At 71.6% G+C, this 15509-nt stretch carries 14 protein-coding genes; 5 read left to right on the top strand and 9 right to left on the bottom strand.

The window, feature by feature from the left end; translation table 11 throughout:
• Positions 1-29: 29 nt before the first annotated feature.
• From GQS09_RS20940 to GQS09_RS20900, 9 genes are all read right to left on the bottom strand, one after another.
• The gene (locus GQS09_RS20940) at positions 30-827 is read right to left on the bottom strand and encodes a type I-E CRISPR-associated protein Cas6/Cse3/CasE (protein ID WP_165988590.1); all 798 of its coding nucleotides are present in this window, start codon (positions 825-827) and stop codon (positions 30-32) included.
• Positions 828-954: 127 nt separating this feature from the next.
• On the bottom strand, positions 955-2034 hold the full coding sequence (locus tag GQS09_RS20935) for a type II CAAX prenyl endopeptidase Rce1 family protein (RefSeq protein WP_165988587.1): 1080 nt from the start codon (positions 2032-2034) through the stop codon (positions 955-957).
• Between the two features lie 131 nt (positions 2035-2165).
• Positions 2166-4310, bottom strand: coding sequence for a tetratricopeptide repeat protein (locus GQS09_RS30725; protein ID WP_165988585.1), 2145 nt, complete (start codon positions 4308-4310; stop codon positions 2166-2168).
• On the bottom strand, positions 4307-4675 hold the full coding sequence (locus tag GQS09_RS20925; RefSeq protein WP_139238456.1) for a hypothetical protein: 369 nt from the start codon (positions 4673-4675) through the stop codon (positions 4307-4309). Before GQS09_RS20925 ends, GQS09_RS30725 begins: the two co-directional genes overlap by 4 nt.
• Positions 4676-5010: 335 nt before the next feature.
• The gene (locus GQS09_RS20920) at positions 5011-6225 is read right to left on the bottom strand and encodes a cytochrome P450 (RefSeq protein ID WP_165988583.1); all 1215 of its coding nucleotides are present in this window, start codon (positions 6223-6225) and stop codon (positions 5011-5013) included.
• On the bottom strand, positions 6222-7451 hold the full coding sequence (locus tag GQS09_RS20915) for a cytochrome P450 (RefSeq protein ID WP_165988581.1): 1230 nt from the start codon (positions 7449-7451) through the stop codon (positions 6222-6224). Before GQS09_RS20915 ends, GQS09_RS20920 begins: the two co-directional genes overlap by 4 nt.
• Positions 7448-8041 (bottom strand): ATP/GTP-binding protein, encoded by a 594-nt coding sequence (locus GQS09_RS20910; RefSeq protein ID WP_165988578.1) that lies wholly within the window; start codon positions 8039-8041, stop codon positions 7448-7450. The genes GQS09_RS20915 and GQS09_RS20910 overlap by 4 nt, the downstream gene beginning before the upstream one ends.
• Positions 8022-8381, bottom strand: coding sequence for a DUF742 domain-containing protein (locus GQS09_RS20905; protein ID WP_093841380.1), 360 nt, complete (start codon positions 8379-8381; stop codon positions 8022-8024). Before GQS09_RS20905 ends, GQS09_RS20910 begins: the two co-directional genes overlap by 20 nt.
• Entirely contained in the window at positions 8378-8857 is a 480-nt protein-coding gene (locus tag GQS09_RS20900) for a roadblock/LC7 domain-containing protein (RefSeq protein WP_093841381.1), read from the bottom strand. The genes GQS09_RS20905 and GQS09_RS20900 overlap by 4 nt, the downstream gene beginning before the upstream one ends.
• Before the next feature lie 1563 nt (positions 8858-10420).
• Here GQS09_RS20900 and GQS09_RS20890 point away from each other — a divergent pair.
• From GQS09_RS20890 to GQS09_RS20870, 5 genes are all read left to right on the top strand, one after another.
• Positions 10421-11791: a Tat pathway signal protein gene (locus tag GQS09_RS20890; protein ID WP_165988574.1), complete on the top strand. Its 1371-nt coding sequence runs from the start codon at positions 10421-10423 to the stop codon at positions 11789-11791.
• Between the two features lie 120 nt (positions 11792-11911).
• The gene (locus GQS09_RS20885) at positions 11912-12343 is read left to right on the top strand and encodes an SAM-dependent methyltransferase (RefSeq protein ID WP_165988592.1); all 432 of its coding nucleotides are present in this window, start codon (positions 11912-11914) and stop codon (positions 12341-12343) included.
• 384 nt (positions 12344-12727) lie between these two features.
• On the top strand, positions 12728-12886 hold the full coding sequence (locus tag GQS09_RS20880) for a hypothetical protein (RefSeq protein WP_165988572.1): 159 nt from the start codon (positions 12728-12730) through the stop codon (positions 12884-12886).
• Positions 12887-13176: 290 nt separating this feature from the next.
• On the top strand, positions 13177-14550 hold the full coding sequence (locus GQS09_RS20875) for a transcriptional regulator (protein ID WP_165988571.1): 1374 nt from the start codon (positions 13177-13179) through the stop codon (positions 14548-14550).
• A complete protein-coding gene (locus GQS09_RS20870; RefSeq protein WP_165988569.1) occupies positions 14547-15254 on the top strand; it encodes an SDR family oxidoreductase in 708 nt (235 codons plus the stop codon). Before GQS09_RS20875 ends, GQS09_RS20870 begins: the two co-directional genes overlap by 4 nt.
• Positions 15255-15509: the final 255 nt, after the last annotated feature.

Here is a 15509-nt window from a genome sequence, read left to right as displayed (position 1 = left end):
ACCCTCGCCGTTCCCGGTGGGTCAGTTTATCAACTCTGTCCGTGCAGGGCGGGGATGTGGAGCAGTCCGCAGCCATAGGCCCGGCCTCGGCCCAGACCTTCCACCAGGGCGCGGGCTGCGGCGACGGGGTCAGTGACAGTGCCGCGCCCCTGGAAGTCCCTGATGATCAGCTGGATGGTGCCGCGGCGGCTGGTCCCGGTCAGGCGCGTCGCCGGAGAGATGGCCGGAGAGCCGGTCAGGTGGATGCCGTTCTCCGCCAGGCGGCTGCGCAGCCACGCGCGGCACTCACGCGGCCGACGCAGAGGGAGCTGGCGGCGGCTGCGGGCGTCGCGGTAGACGGGATTACCGGTCAGACGGAAAGCGATCTCCTGCCCGGCGACCGGGTGCCACGCGAGGTGACGGACATCGGCGGCCACCACCCGGCCGGCGCGCAGCAGCGGCTCCCACACCGGGCGGATCGTCGTGCGCACCAGCACCGCAACAGGCCTGCCCGCAGCCGGAGCCCCGGTGGCAGCCGCGGTGGCCTGGGCACGCACGGCGGCGAAGAGCAGGCGCCCTGCGTGTTCGGGTCGGGCCGCGTCTTCCGGCAGGCCGGAGACGAGGAGCTGGTGCAGACGGCGGACGTCATGGCAGGCCTGCTGCTCATTGTCGCCAAGGACGAGGTGGGAGTGAAACAGCGCCAGTGGCAGTGGAGATGCCGCGCCGACGGTGCGGTCGACGGGGAAGCTCTCCTTGCCGCCGCCCAGCCAGCGGTTCCAGATCCGGGCCGACTGCGGCCTGACGGTGTCGATCTGCGCCGCTCTGGTCTCGGCGTGGTGAGGTTCCATGAACGAAACTGCCTTTCGCGGTCAGCCTTATCGCTCCACCCCGGGCGAGGGAGGTGGGCAAGGGCGGAGGGAGGAGTGTCGGCACCCGAATTACCGCGGGCTGGGCTGCGCCCGGGCAGCGCGCCTGTCACGGGACGCGGCGGGCGGGGAGGGCTGCCGCTCGTGGCGAGGTGCGCCCAGTGCTGGCCAGTTCCCCGGCCTCGCTGCTGGCGGTGATGGGCCGGGTGAAGTGCAGCAGCCAAAGTGCCGCGCCGGCGGTCAGCAGCAGGGTGGCCGTGCTGGTGCGCCAGCTCTCGACCAGGAGCACGGTGCGTGTCCCGTCGCCGGTGTCCACGGCATACAGCTGGGGGATCACCCAGTCGCGGACCTTGGCGTCCCAGGCGAAGTGCGCCAGCAGCAGCGGGACGACAGCCCGGCAGCGCAGGAACAGCAGCACCGCCACGGCGCCCGCCACCACCGCGGCCACCGCGGCGGCACCCAGATACGCATGGCCCGCCAGGCGCAGCAGCAGGCACAGCGCCACGGCCTCGCGCACCGGCCGGCCTGCGGCGCCGAGCAGAGCCAGCACCGCGGCGGTCTCGGCCAGTTCCTCGGCCACGGCAGTCCACACGAAGGCGGCGAAGGCCTGGCTGCCGGTGGTGATGCCGCCGGCCTCCAGCTGGTGGCCGCCGAGCGTGGACTGGGGGAACCACAGCGACACCGTGACCATGGCCAGTCCGGCCGCGGCGAACCCCAGCAGTGCGGCGGCGAACACCCCGCCCTGGGTGTCGGCGTCCGCGGGGCCCGCGGAGGCGTGCAGCCGTACCCGGTGGTGGCGCAGGATTTCGCGCACCAGCCACACCGTCAGCCCGGCTCCGGCCAGGGGAGCCAGCACTCCGAAGGTGGCGCCGCCGCCGTCGGCGGGCACCAGCCCGGCGGCGTCCGCCGCCACCGCGGCGGCCAGCGCGGCAGCCCCAGCGAGTGCCCAGGCCGAACCCCTCTTGCGAGCGGCGGTCAGCCGTATCAGCCAGCCGGCCATGGCTATCGCGCCGACGGCCATCAGGACCCGGCCGACGAGGCCGCTGTGCGGGACCTGGATGGCCGCGTACTCGCGCAGCGCGATCATCACGGTCGCCCACAGGCTGTGCCCGGAAGCGGTGGCGATCAGTAAGGCCACATCACGGTATGCGGCCCGGGCCCGTACGGGCGGAGAGGGCAGTGAGGTCACATCAGTTCCGGTGGTAGAGGTGGATAGGAAGGGATGGAGTTGAGCCGGCAGTCGGCGGGGCGGGGCGCACGGACCGTGTGCCGGGCCGGCCCGAGCGAAGGCCGCCAAGGACGTGGTGGTTCTTGCCGCCTTCAGACCCGTGCCTTGCCGGAGCCGTCGGCTTGGCCCGTCAGTGTGGTCAAGCGTTCGCGGACCCGGGCCGCATCGGCCGGGCGGACGGTGTCGAACAGGTCGGCCGCCTGCTGCCATCGATGCCGGGCGGTGTCGTTGTCGCCGGTCAGGGCGGAGATGTGGCCGAGCCATTCCAGGGTGTGGGCCTGCCAGCGTGCCGATCCGGCCGCACGGAACGCGAACAGCGCCTGCTCCAGTAGCAGCCGTCCGGCCTCGTGATCGCCGGACAGTGCGCGGGCATAGCCGAGCCAGGCGGCGACCCGGTCTGCGTCGTAGCCGTCGCCGTGCTCGACCAGGATCGCGTGTGCCGCGGTGAGGTGGTCGATGGCTGTGTTGAGCTGTCCGGTGTGCAGGGCGCCTTCGCCGAGGGTGATCAGGGCAAGTCCCACGCCGCGGCGGTAGCCCGAGCTGTCCCACACGGCGATGGCTTCGCGCAGGAACGGCTCGGCCTTCTGCGGTCGTCCCATGTTGGTGTGGCAGCCGCCGATGCCCAGCAGGGACTGCCCCCGGTCGTGTACGTGCCCGGCAGCGATGGCTTTCTCCAGGGCCTGCTGGTACCAGCGGATCGCCTCGTCGTTGTGGCCGGCGGCGGCCAGGCCGATGGCGCCGGAGGTGAGCATCCGCCGCTCGGCTGCCGGGTGCTCGGCGGCCCGGGCCGCGTCCAGTCCCAGGCGGTGGGCAGCGATCCACTCCTCATAGGGCTGGATGCGCAGGAACAGTGGCCACAGGGCATCCACGAGCTGCCAGGTCAGGTTGTGCCACTGGGCGTCGCGGGTGTGGCGGATGACCGGCAGCAGGTTGTGCTGGTGGGCCACCAGCCAGGCCAGGGCCGCCGCTTGGTCGGGGAAGGCCGGCGGTTCGGGCAGCGGGTGGCGGTAGGTGCGCTCCATGGTGGCCTGGACGGGGGTGAGCAGTTTCTGCGCGGCGCTGGCGGTGGCCAGGAACCACTCGCATGCCCGCCGGGTGGCCACCTGCCGTTCCTCGGCGGTGTCCTCCTCCTGCGCGCACTGCTGGGCGTGCCGGTGCACCAGTTGCGTGGCCCAGGTGTAGCTGTCCGGCCGGCCCTCCTGCGGTGCGCGGCTGTCCAGCAGGTGGGCGCCGGTGAGCAGGCCGAGCGCGTGCTCGGCCTCCGCCCGGGGCAGGTTCGCCGCTGCGGCGACGGTGTCGGGGTCGAGGTCGGTGGTGGGCAGCAGCGCACAGAGCCGGTACACCCGGCGGGTGTGCTGCGGTAGTGATTCGTAGATTTCCTGGGCGGCGGCGGTCACGGCGAAGACTCCTTCGGCGGTGTGGGTGGACAAGGTGGTGTGGGGTTTGCGCTCCAGCGCGGCGGCAAGGTCCGCGGGGCGGCGGTGCGGATCGGCGGCCAGCACCGCGCCGGCCATCACCAGTGCCAGGGGCACCCCCGCGCAGGCGACGGCGATGCGCCGGGCCTCGGCCGTGTCCGGATCCAGGCGGCCTTCTCCGGCGCTGTCGGCCAGCAGTTGCACCGCGGCGGTGGGCGACAGCGGCGGCAGTCGGCACATCCGTGCTCCCGCTGTGGCCAGCTCGCTCAGCTGCCAGCGGCCGGTGACCACCACCAGGCTGCCGGTGCCGCCGGGCAGCAGCGGGCGCACCTGCGCGGCCGAGGTTGCGCCGTCGATGAGGAGTGCGAATTCCCGGGTTGCGGTGGCCGAGCGCCACAGCCCGGCCAGCTCCTGCACGCCACCGGGCAGAGCGGGGCCATAGCCCAAGGCGTGCAACCAACCACGCAGCACCACCGCCGGTGAGGCCACATCCTTGTCCCCGGCCGCCCCCACGTCGGCATAGAGCTGCCCATCGGGGTAGTGCTCGGCCAGTCGGGCCAACCAGTGGGCGGACAGCGTGGTCTTCCCCACGCCTCCGATGCCGGTGATCACCGCGATCGGCGTGCCCTGGTCCTCGGCGGCTCGGATGTGGTCCAGCGCGGCCAGCCGGTCCTCGCGCCCCATCAGTCGCCCACGTACCGGGGGAAGTTGCCGCGGTGAGGGAAAGACCGCAGTGCCCTGCTGGTGCAGGTGGAGGCCACCATGGACGGCGTGGGCCTGGACCACGGTACCGGCCATGCTGTTGGAGAAGGCGTTGTTCACCGCGCCCTCCCCGAGGCGGCCGGGGCGGTGCGTGCTACGTGGCTGAGTACGGCGGACAGCACCACTGGGTGCGTGAAGGGCTCCCGCTCGTCCCGGCGCAGCCAGACGAAGGGCGGCACGGAGTGGCCACTGATCGACAAGGGCAGCACGGTCCCGGCCGGCAGATAGCAGTCCTGCGGCCAGGCCAGGCCCTCGTCCGAGCCCGGCGGCACCGGCCACCACCACAACCGGGGCGTTACGCCGATCCAGCCCAGCCGCACGCGGGACCGGCGGTGCACCAGAAGCGGCAGCACCTGCCGAGCCATCAATTCGGGCATCACGACCGCGTCGTAACCCGTCCCGGCGCACACCGTGCTCCAGGCCATTGCCGGGTGGGTGACGGCGGGCCGGGGCGGCCGGGAAGGGGCCGAGCGTGGTGGGGTCGGGAGACTGGGCACGGTAGGACTCGCATTCGGCGGGAGGGCATGGGTTTGGGAAGTGGTGGCCCCGTCCCCTCGCAGCCGGAGGAATCGGGAGGGGACGAGGCCACCGGGGGGCGGCGCCTGCCGGGCGGGGGGATCGGCGTTGCGCCGCCGCGGCGCCCGTGCCTGGCCGGGGAGGACCGGGCACGGGACGTCGTCAGGACCAGATGGCGAAAAGGCCGAGGACCTGGTGCCTCACTGGTGTGGGCCGTGCAGCCGAGATGGCTTGGGGCGGGTGCTCAGGCTGGTACGGGGATGGCCGGCAGGGTGCGGTGGTCGTTGCCGATGAACGACGGCTGGGGTTGGAGTTCGGTGGGGGTGACGGCCAGGCGCAGGCGGGGGAAGCGGGTGAAGAGTGCCGGAAGGGCGCGTCGGGCTTCGAGCCGGGCCAGTGGGGCGCCGAGGCAGTAGTGGATGCCGTGGCCGAAGGCGAGGTGATCCTTGTCGGTGCGGTCGATGTCGAATGCCTCGGGGTGGTGATGGAGCTGGGGGTCGCGGCCGTGGGCGCCGAAGCCGATGAGGATGAGGTCGCCCGGGTGCAGGGTCACTCCTTCGCCCAGATCGATGTCACCGGTGGCGTAGCGCATCGGCAGGTGCATGATCGGCGGGTGCAACCGCAGGGTCTCCTCGATGACGTCGTCCCAGCGGGCGGGGTCGGCCAGGACGGTGTGGAGCTGGCCGGGGTGGGCCAGTAATTCAGTGATGGCGTGCCCGATCAGGGAGACCGCCGTTTCCGATCCGGCTCCGATCATGAGGATGAGGGTGCTGACCAGCTCCTCCTCGCTGAGGCGGTCGCCGTCTTCGCGTGCGGCCAGCAGATCGCTGGTCATGTCCTGGCCCGGGCGGGCGCGCTTGGTGGCGATGAGGGTGTGCATGGCCTGGTAGATGGCGGTGCGGGTGTTCGCGGCCTGTTCCGGGGTGGCGGTGGTGTCCAGGACGGCGTCGATGACGCGGAGCATGTCCGCACGCTGGTCCGCCGGCACGCCGAACAGGTCGCAGATCACGCGGGTCGGGATGGGGTAGGCGAAGGCGGCGCGCAGGTCTACGGACTGTCCCGGGCCGGTGGTGTGGTGCAGGGTGTCGAGGAGGTCGGTGACGATGGCGTCGATGGCCGGGGCGAGTTCCCGGACCCGGCGCGGGGTGAAGGCGCGGGCCACTAGGCCGCGCAGCCGTTGGTGGTCGGCCGCGTCGCTGGTGAACATGGACTGCACATCCACCCAGGCGGCCAGCCACGGTATGGCGCCGGGGCGGTAGCCGGGCCAGCTGGTGCGCGGGTTCTTCGAGACGTGCGGGTGGGTCAGGAGCTTCCGGATGATGTCGCCGCGGGTGACGGACCAGGCGGTCACGCCGTCGGGCAGGTTCACGCGGACGGCGGGGCCCGCTGCGCGCAGCTGGTCGGTCTGGGGGTAGAGGTGGCGGCCGGTGGTGTCCAGGGTGAGGGGGCTGTGGTTCACGCGGGTCTTCCGGTGGTTGCGTTGGGAGCGGTGGGTTTCTCGGGGCGGGGGCGGAAGCGGACGGGCATGGCGGCGGGGCACTGGTGGAAGGGGCCGGGCCGGTTGGGCACGGCTGCGGCGGTCGGCTCCAGGTCCCACAGCTGGTCCAGGACGGTTTCGATGCTGGTCTGGGCGATGACGGCGGCGTGGCTGTCGGCCGGGCAGCGGTGCGGTCCGGCGGACCAGGCCAGGTGGGCGCGGTTGTCGTAGCCCGTCTCGGGCAGTGCGGTGCCGGTGCCGGTGGCGGCGTGGCTGATCAGGACCGGTACGCCGGGCGGGACGGGAACCCCGTGCAGGTGGGTGGCGTGGCGGGCGTAGTGGGCGCTGAAGTTGGCCATGGGGGAGTGCGTCCACAGCACTTGCTCCATCGCCCGGCGCACGGTGACGGCTCCGCCCGCCAGATCACCGGCGTAGGCGGGGTCGGTGAGCAGCAGGCGAAGGCCGGAGGCGAGCCAGGCGGCGGTGGGGATGGTGCCGGCGCCGACCAGGACGACCAGCTGGTGCAGCACTTCTTCGTCGCTCAGCCGGTGCGGGTGGTCCAGCATCCAGGTGGTGACATCCCGCCCGGGGGAGCGGTGCCGCAGGGCGATGAGTTCGGCCAGGCACTGCGCGAGGTCGGCGGCAGCCTGCGCGGCGGTGGCACCGGCGTTGATCATGCCCTGGCAGGCGGTGACCATCCGGGCCGAGAACTCGGCGGGGCAGCCCAGGAGGTCGGCGAAGACCAGAAGGGGCAGGGTGTCGGCGTAGTCGGCCATCAGCTCGGCCTGCCCGGCGGGCGCGATCCGTTCGATCAGGGTGGTGGCGTGGGTCTGTGTGGTGCGGCGCAGGGCGTGCAGGCTGATGCGGGCCAGGCAGTGGTCCATCGCCTCGCGCAGTCGCCGGTGGGCCTCGCCGTCGGCGTACAGCAGGCTGGGGCGGAAGGCCATCAGTGCCAGCACCGGGCTGTCGGGCGGGACGAGGCCGTTGTTCAGCGCGGCCCAGGAGCGGGAGTCCTTGCTGTAGGTCGCGGTGTCGTGGAGAAGAGTGATCGCGGCGCGGTGGCTGGTGACGACCAGCGCCGTGACGCCGGGGGCGATCTCGGCCCAGGCGACGGGGCCGGCGGCGCGAAGGACCTGGTAGGCGTCCTCGGGCCGCAGCGCGAAGTCCGGACCGTACAGCCGCGGCACCGCGGCGGTGGGCTGGGTCATGGTGCGGGCTCCAGGTGGGGACGGGCGAGGATGGCGCTGACCAGGGCGATCAGGCCGGACATGGCGGAGTTGCGCCGGCGGGCGTCCAGCAGCACCAGAGGCGTACGGGGATCCAGGGACATCGACTCGCGAAGTTCGGCCTCGGGGTACTCCGGGGCTCCGTCGAAGGCGTTCACGGCGACGGTGTAGGGCAGGGCGGCCTGTTCGAGCAGGTCGATGGCGTCGAAGCTGTCCTGCAGTCGGCGGGTGTCGGCCAGGACGAGCCCGCCCAGCGCTCCTGCCGTCAGGGCCTGGACCATGCCGCGGAAGCGGGGCTGGCCGGGTGCGCCGAAGAGGTAGAGCACGATGTCCTCGGCCAGGGTGAGGCGGCCGAAGTCCATCGCGACGGTGGTGGTGGTCTTCTCCTCCAGGCCGTTCAGGTCGTCGATGAGCTGACCGGCCTGTGTCATGCGTTCCTCGGTGTGCATCGGCCGGATCTCCGACACGGTGCCGACGTAGGTGGTCTTGCCCACGGCGAACGGGCCGAGGATGAGGATCTTCACCGACCGGGCGGCGTCCGGTACGTAGCGGTCACATCCGTTGGAGGCCACGCAGAACCCTTTTCAGGAAGTCGCGGTCGTGCTGCTGGGCAGCGGGAACGAAGGGTGCGACGGCGGTCAGGTGCCCGCTGTCCACCAGGGAGGAGACGATCACGCGGGTCACGGCCCCGGGCATGCGCAGGTGGAAGGCGACCTCGGCCACCGACAGCACCCCGGGCCGGCACAGCTCCATCACCCGCCGGGCCTGGGCCGGAAGACCCGCGAGGGCCACGGTCGCGTCGGCCTTCAGCAGCGTGGCCCCGTCCAGGCTCCGGCGTGTGGGGACGACCCGCCCGCCGGTGGCGGTGTAGGAGCGCACCATTCCTGCGGCGCGGCGCCGTGGGGCGGTCATGCCGGAGTGTCCGCCGCGCCGGTTGGCGAGCCCGGCTGCGCGGTGGCCGACCCCTTCCGCTCGTGGGCCTCCAGCGCCGGCCGCAGGGCGGCGATCATCTTCAACGCGGAGGTGATGGCGACTCCGGTCTGTCGGCTGGTGGAGTCGCCCCGCACGGAGACCGCCAGCCCGGTGTGCTGCCCGGCGGCGAACAGCAGCACGGTGTGGTCCTTGAGGTCGGTGACCAGGTGGCGCAGGGGCAGGGCGGTGTTCTGCACGCCGCAGAATCCGGCCAGGTCCGCCTGCAGCGCCTTGATGCCGGAGAAGGCCGCGGCGGTCCGTTCGGCATCGGCCCGCTCCAGCCCTTTGGAGGCGGCCAGGACCATCCCGTCGGAGGTGAACAGCAGGGCATGTACCACCTCGCGTTCCTCGCCGAGCTGGTCCAGCGCCCAGGTCATGTCGGTGGTGTCGGCGGTGGGCCGGCGCAGTTCAGTCATCGCTGTGGTCTCCTTCCGAAGTGGTCTGCCGGTATCCCTGCCGCAGTGCCTCGCGCATCTGCTCCAGGCCGGCCGTCAGAGCCGTCAGATCGGCGGTATCGGCCGTCGGCTCCTGCGTCACCCCCACCGGTGCCTGCTGCCGCACGCCGCGGCGGTGGCGTCTGGGAAGCCCCATGGAGGTTCTCGTCGATGCGGAGTCCGGCGCGTCCTGCTCCGGCAGCGGTGCCGGGGCGGGCTGCGTGACCGGCATCGGCCGCGGTGCGGGCGGCGGGGCCAGCAGCGCAGCGGGGAGCAGGAGCACCGCCTTGACCCCTCCGGTCGCCGAAGGAGCGCTCACATCCACGCGGAAGCCGTAGTCGGCGGCCATGCGGCCGATGACGGCGAAGCCGAGTTTGCGTTCGTCGGCCAGCGTGGCGACATCCATCACGGTGCGCTGCTGCAGTAACTGCTCGGCCTGCGCCCGCTGGAAGGCGTTCATGCCCACGCCGCTGTCCTCGACCACCACGCCCACCCCGGCCGGGACCTGTCGCAGGTAGACGTCCACCTGCTCGCCGGAGTAGCNCTGTCGCAGGTAGACGTCCACCTGCTCGCCGGAGTAGCTGGTGGCGTTGTCCAGCAGCTCGGCCAGGGCCAGGGTGACCGGTTCCACCACCCGGCCCTCCACGTGCTGCTCACCCGTCTGCGGCAGGTAGGTGTAGTGGACCCGGCCGTAGGGGCCGATCCGGCCGCGGGCGCTCTCGACGATCTCCCGCAGTGGGCTGTTCTCGCGCCGCAGCCCCGGCCACGACCCGGCCAGCACCCGCAGCCGCTGGAGCGTGTGCAGGGCCCGGGTGGTGAAGTGATCGATCACGGCCAGGCCCTGGTGATGGGCGCTGTCCTCGGGATACTGGTCCAGCTCCCGATCGATCTCCATCTGAAGCCGGGCCAGGAAGGACTGCGCTTCATCGGCCATGCCCCGCACGCCGGCCCGCGCCGCCTGGCCCACCTCTTCCCGGACCGAAGCTGCCGCCTGCCGCACCAGGTCCTCCACGGCGGCGAAGCAGTCCTCGAACGCCGTCCCGGCCAGCAGGGGATGTTCCAGCCCGGACACCTCCGCCTGCGGCCGGCCGCGCACCACAGCGTCGATGACCGCCGGCAGACGCCTGGCCACCAGATGCCGGGTCTCCTGCTGGGCGGCGTTCCAGTAATCCACGTTCCGCTGCGCCAGCTCGCGCAGATCCGCCAGCTGCTTCTCGCGTGAGGCTCTGGCCTGCTCCGCCTGCCGGCGGGCTCGCTCGGCATCGGCCTGCGCGGCGTGCCGGGCCCGCCACTGGGCCCAGAGCAGCGCCGAGGTGACGGCCAGGCCGCCGGCGAGGAACACCTCGGCCGTGACATGCGGGTCGAACATCGCCATCCTTACCAGGCAGGGGAACAACACGAGGGAAAAGCGACGGCGTTCGCCGGTCCGGGCAGCGGCACGCATCCGGTGCCGGTACGTTGAGCAAACCGTGATGCACGGTGCGTGGGTATCCCCGGCGGGGAGCCATCACGGGTAACGTTGGTAAAGATCATTTGGGGCGATGCATGGCGCGTGCACGCAACAGCCGGATGGAGAGCCTGCTGCGCGAACTGGGCTGGTCCCAGGAGCAGCTGGCCGCACGTTTCCGCCGGGTGGCCGCCGAGAACGGCGCGGATGAGCTGCGGACGGTGACCCGCTCCCACGTCAACCAGTGGCTGCGCGGCTCCCGCCCCAGCGGCCGGGCCCCGCGTATCTTGTGCGAGACGTTCTCGCGCGGGCTGGGACGCCTCGTCACCGCGCCGGAGATCGGACTGGACGCCGACGGGGAAGACCTCCCCCAGCACACCGACCCGGTGATGGCGCTGGCAGAGTTGGGGAGCATGGAGTTGGACAGGCAGCGTCGCCAGATGCTCACCGGCACCGCCTACTCGCTCGCAGGACTCGCCCTGGCCACCGGCGATAGGCCGGCAGCACAGGCCCGGCAGCCCCGCCGCCCCGCCTCCGGCGGACACACCACCGCCGCCGATGTGGCCGGCGCCCGCGAGATGATGGCCTTCTTCTCCCGCCGTGACCAGCGCCGCGGCGGCGGCGACGGCCGCGCCGCCCTGGTGGCCTACCTGCGCACCGACATCGTCGCCCACCTCGGCCGCCGCTTCCCCGGCGAGCAGGTGCGGCGCGAGATGTTCTCCACCGCCTCCGAACTGGTCTACCTGTGCGGCTGGATGTCCTTCGACGCCGGCGAGCACGGCCTGGCCCAGCGCTACTTCACCCTCGGCCTGCACCTGGCCGCCGAAGCCGACGACGCCCCCCTGGCCGGACACATCCTGCGCGCCATGGCCCACCAGGCCGTGGACCTCGGCCACCCCCGGCACGCGCTCGCCCTGGCCACCGCCTCGCTGGAACAACGCCGCTACACCCGGGCCACACCCCGTGAACGCGCCCTGCTCGGCGTCGTACACGCCCGCAGCCTGGCCGCCGCCGGCCGCAAACCCGAAGCCCTGGCCGCACTCCTGCGCGCCGAGAACGACCTCGCGGATGCGACCACCACCGGGGAGGACCCCGGCCGCGTCTGGTTCTTCGGCGAGGCCAGCCTCGCCCACGAAACCGCCTGCACCCTGCGCGACCTCGGCGACCTGCAAGCAGCCGAGCGCGAATTCCGCCGCAGCGTGCGCACCCGCCGCACCCAGGAATTCACCCGCACCCACGCGGTGACCCTGGGATACCTCGGCGCCCTCCAGGCCCGGCAAGGCGCCCTCGAAGCCGCCTGCACCACCTGGACCCGCGCCCTGGAGACCATGGACGGCGTCCAGTCCGGCCGCGCCAGGGACACCGTCATCCAGATGCGCCGCATGCTCACCCCGTTCCGCGGACGGGGCATCAGCGCCGTGATGGACCTGGACGCCCGCGCCCGGGAAGTCCTCGCCCGCGTAGGCTGACCCGGCCGCCCCACGCGGCACCACCAGGAGCGGCAACCCCGCAACCCGCAGCGGCAGGAGGAGACACACGTGCCCGAGACCCTCCAGGTCCAGGCCATCGCCACCGTGGTCGGCGGCCACATGGAACCGGCCGACGACTACCAGGGCGGCGTGGAATCCGTCATCCGCCTCGACGCCTCCTACCCGCTGGAGACCCTCCAGGGCATCGAGGAGTTCAGCCACCTCCTCGTCGTCTGGCACTTCCACCGCGCCTCGCCCGACGACGTCGCCCTGCACGCCCGCAGCCCGCGAGGCAACCCCCGCTGGCCGGCCACCGGCACCTTCGTGCACCGCAACCACCGCCGCCCCAACCAGCTCGCGGTCAGCTTCCCCCGCCTTCTCCGTGTCGAAGGCCGCGACCTGCACGTCACCGACCTCGACGCCGTCGACGGCACCCCCGTGATCGACCTCGCCCCCTATTTCGAGCACATGGGCCCACGCGGACCCGTCCACCAGCCCAGCTGGCCGGCCGAAATGCTCACCGACTACTGGACACCCGCACACCAGCGCTGACCAGCTGCGAGGGATCCCGCCGCCCGGTTCGAGGCAAGGTGGCGGGGATGGCCGGGAAGCCGCAGGGGCGTCGGCTCGTGCCCCGGTGAAGGCCGTCGGGACAGCCATCTACTCCCCTCCCTCTGCGGCCAGGCCCGGACGCGTGAAGACGAGGAAGGCGTGGTGGGTGGCGAGGTCCTCGAGCGCCCGGTCCTGGTCCGTGGCCGGGGCCAGCGTGTTCCAGTCCGTGGTGATGACCCCTTCAGCGAAGCCACTTCCAAGCAGCCTTCGGACCTGACGCCAGCACGAGCGATTGGCCAAGGACGTCCCGCAGGGACAGGCATCGCACACTTCCCGGTGGATGCGGATTCCCGCTACCTCGGCGAGATGCCGAATCTGTGCGATATGACTCTCGTGGGCAGCGGAACCGACACCGCAGAGGAGCGCTACCGCACCGACCGGGCGCAGCTGCGCGCGCTCCAGGGCCGCAACGAAAAGTGCTGCCAGCAGTCCGTCGACCGGCCCTGGAACAGCGAAGGGGACCTCGAATCCCAGCGTCCGTGACAGGCCAGCTGCATCAGTGGGACCGGCGGGAGCCCACTGGACGAAGGGAGACGGCCGGGGAGCCGGTGGCAGGTCGGCATCCTGCTCCCAGATCACACTTCTGCGGTGCACCGCGACGACCTCCTCACCCTGAGTGATTGACGGGACTCATAGCCAACTGGGGTTCCAGCGGTGTGGCTAGAGCTGGCTTGTGGTCTCGTTGTGGCCTTCCGTGCGCGGCGGTGCCCCAGAAGCCGACGCGGCGACGGGCGCGCCCGTAGCATGAAGCGAGCAGGCGGAAGGGGCAGCTGATGGCACGCAGGGAGGACCGGGCGTTCTACGTACATCCGTTGAGCGTGGTGCGGGCCGACCGCGGCTGGACTCAGCAAAACCTCGTGGACGTCGTTGCCCGCCGGTTGGGCAACGCAGGAAACGGTCGGCAGAAGGCGTGGCGGTGGGAACACCGCGGTGTCACGCCGGACCGGCCCAGCCAGCTGGCGCTGGCGGCGGAACTAGGTGTTCCGCCGGAGCGGGTGCGGCAGGAGCCGTGGCCGTGCTGGCTGCCGGACGGCGATCCGGTCCGTACCGACTTCGGCTGGACACAGCCGGGCAGCATCAGCGCCCTGGAGGACGCAGTGGAGCACGGGATGCGGGATCGCCGGGGGTTCATGAAGCTCACCGGCGCCGCCCTGGTCGGACTCGCGGAGGAGTGGCTTCGGATAGAGCCGAGCGAGCTGGCCGCAGCGGTCCGGGGCGGCCAGGTGACCCATGCCTTCGTCGACAGACTGGAGGACGGCGTCCCCCGCCTCCGGTTCCTCGAAGCCGAACGCGGCGGGCTACGTGCCCGACAGCTCATCAGCGCCGAGCTGGGCATGGTCGTCGAAGTCCTGGACAGCTCCTCCTACACCACGGAGATCGGCAAGCGGCTGTTCGCCCTTGCAGGCGAACTCAGCCGCATGGCCGGCTGGGCCTGCTTCGACGCCGGACTCCACGCGGCGGCCCAGCGCTACTGGACCGCCGCGCTGCACGTGGCACACGCTGCCGGCGACCGCACCATGGGTGCGAACGTACTCAAATCGATGAGCCTGCAGTGCTACGACGCAGCCAATCACCGGGAAGCCCTGGCCCTGGCCCGTAGCGCGTACGAAGGCGCGGGGCAAACCACCCCCCGTGCCCGGGCGATGTTTGCCCTGCGCGAGGCACGCGCCCACGCCGCCCTCGGCGACCCGGCCGCGTGTGAACGGCTGTTGGGCGAAGCGGAGCACGCCATCAGCAAGTCCGGCCCTACCGACGAAGACCCGCCATGGCTCGGATACTTCGATGACGCCGAGTTCTGGGCCCAGGTCGGCACCTGCTACCTCGACCTCAGTCGTGCCCGGCACCGCAGCGAGCATTCGGCCAAGGCGGAAGCGCACCTCGAGCGGACCCTCCAGTCACTCCCCAGGACCAAGATCCGCGACCGGGCCACCTATGTCACCCGCCGTGCCACCGCCCAGGCGCAGCTCGGCGAGCTGGATCACGCATGCCACCTGCTCACGGAGGCCATTCCGCTGATCCAGCAGGCCCCCTCACGGCGGAACACCCAGCACCTGCTCACGGCACGCGCAAGCCTGCCGTTGAACAAGCGCGACCGGCGGGTCCGGGAACTGGATGAACAGTTGACGGAACTGGAACTGGCCTCATGAGCGAGTCACCACGCGTTGCCCTGGTGACCGGAGCCAACCGCGGTATCGGCCTGGCCATCGCTCAAGGCCTGGCGGAACGCGGCCTCCACGCTGTCCTGGCCGCCCGCAGCGAAAACGCCGCGGAGCGGGAAGCCGACGAATTGCGCAGCCAGGGACTGCATGCCTCGGCGCAGCAGTTGGACGTGACCGACCCGGCGAGCGTCGCGCGGGCGGTCGCCGATACCACCCACGAACACGGACGCCTGGACGTCTTGATCAACAACGCGGGCATCGCCATCGACCGCGGTCAGCCGGCCGGCAGCCCCGATTTCGAGAAGATCCACGCCACCCTGGAAACCAATCTCCTGGGCGCCTGGAGATGCTGCGCCGCGGCAATCCCGGAGATGCGCAAGCATGGGTACGGCCGGATCGTGAACATCACCAGCCACCTCGGGTCCATCAGCACCATGGCCGGCACGAACGTCTCCTACCGGGTGTCCAAAGCCTCACTCAACGCCCTCACCCGCATCCTGGCTGCAGAACTCAAGGACGCTGGCATCCTCGTCAACGCCGCGTCACCGGGCCGGACCAACACGCGGATGGCCTACGGCGAGACCACCCGGACACCGGAAGAAGCCGCCGACACCCCGATCTGGCTGGCCACCCTCCCCGACGAAGGACCCACCGGCCAACTCTTCTACGACCGCGAACCGCTACCCTGGTAGCTCGGAACGACTAATTTGCATTGTCGGTCCACTGCGATCATCACTGCCCTATCAAATCTCACTCTGGGTCCCCTGAGACGTTCCGGAGCCGGGCCCTCGGCGCCCATACGTGGACAAAGTCATGACCCGGTCCGCTGGTCTGTCCTATCCTTGCATGGTCTGTCCGCATTGCTGCCAGCCGACACCGATGGTGTTCCCGCGTCGGGCTGGCGAAGGTGCGCTGAGCGAAGCCATCCCGTCGCACTTAGGAACCCG

It is taken from the genome of Streptomyces sp. YIM 98790 (assembly GCF_011421595.1).
GTDB lineage: Bacteria > Actinomycetota > Actinomycetes > Streptomycetales > Streptomycetaceae > Streptomyces.
This window is presented reverse-complemented; position numbering and strand designations above follow the sequence as displayed.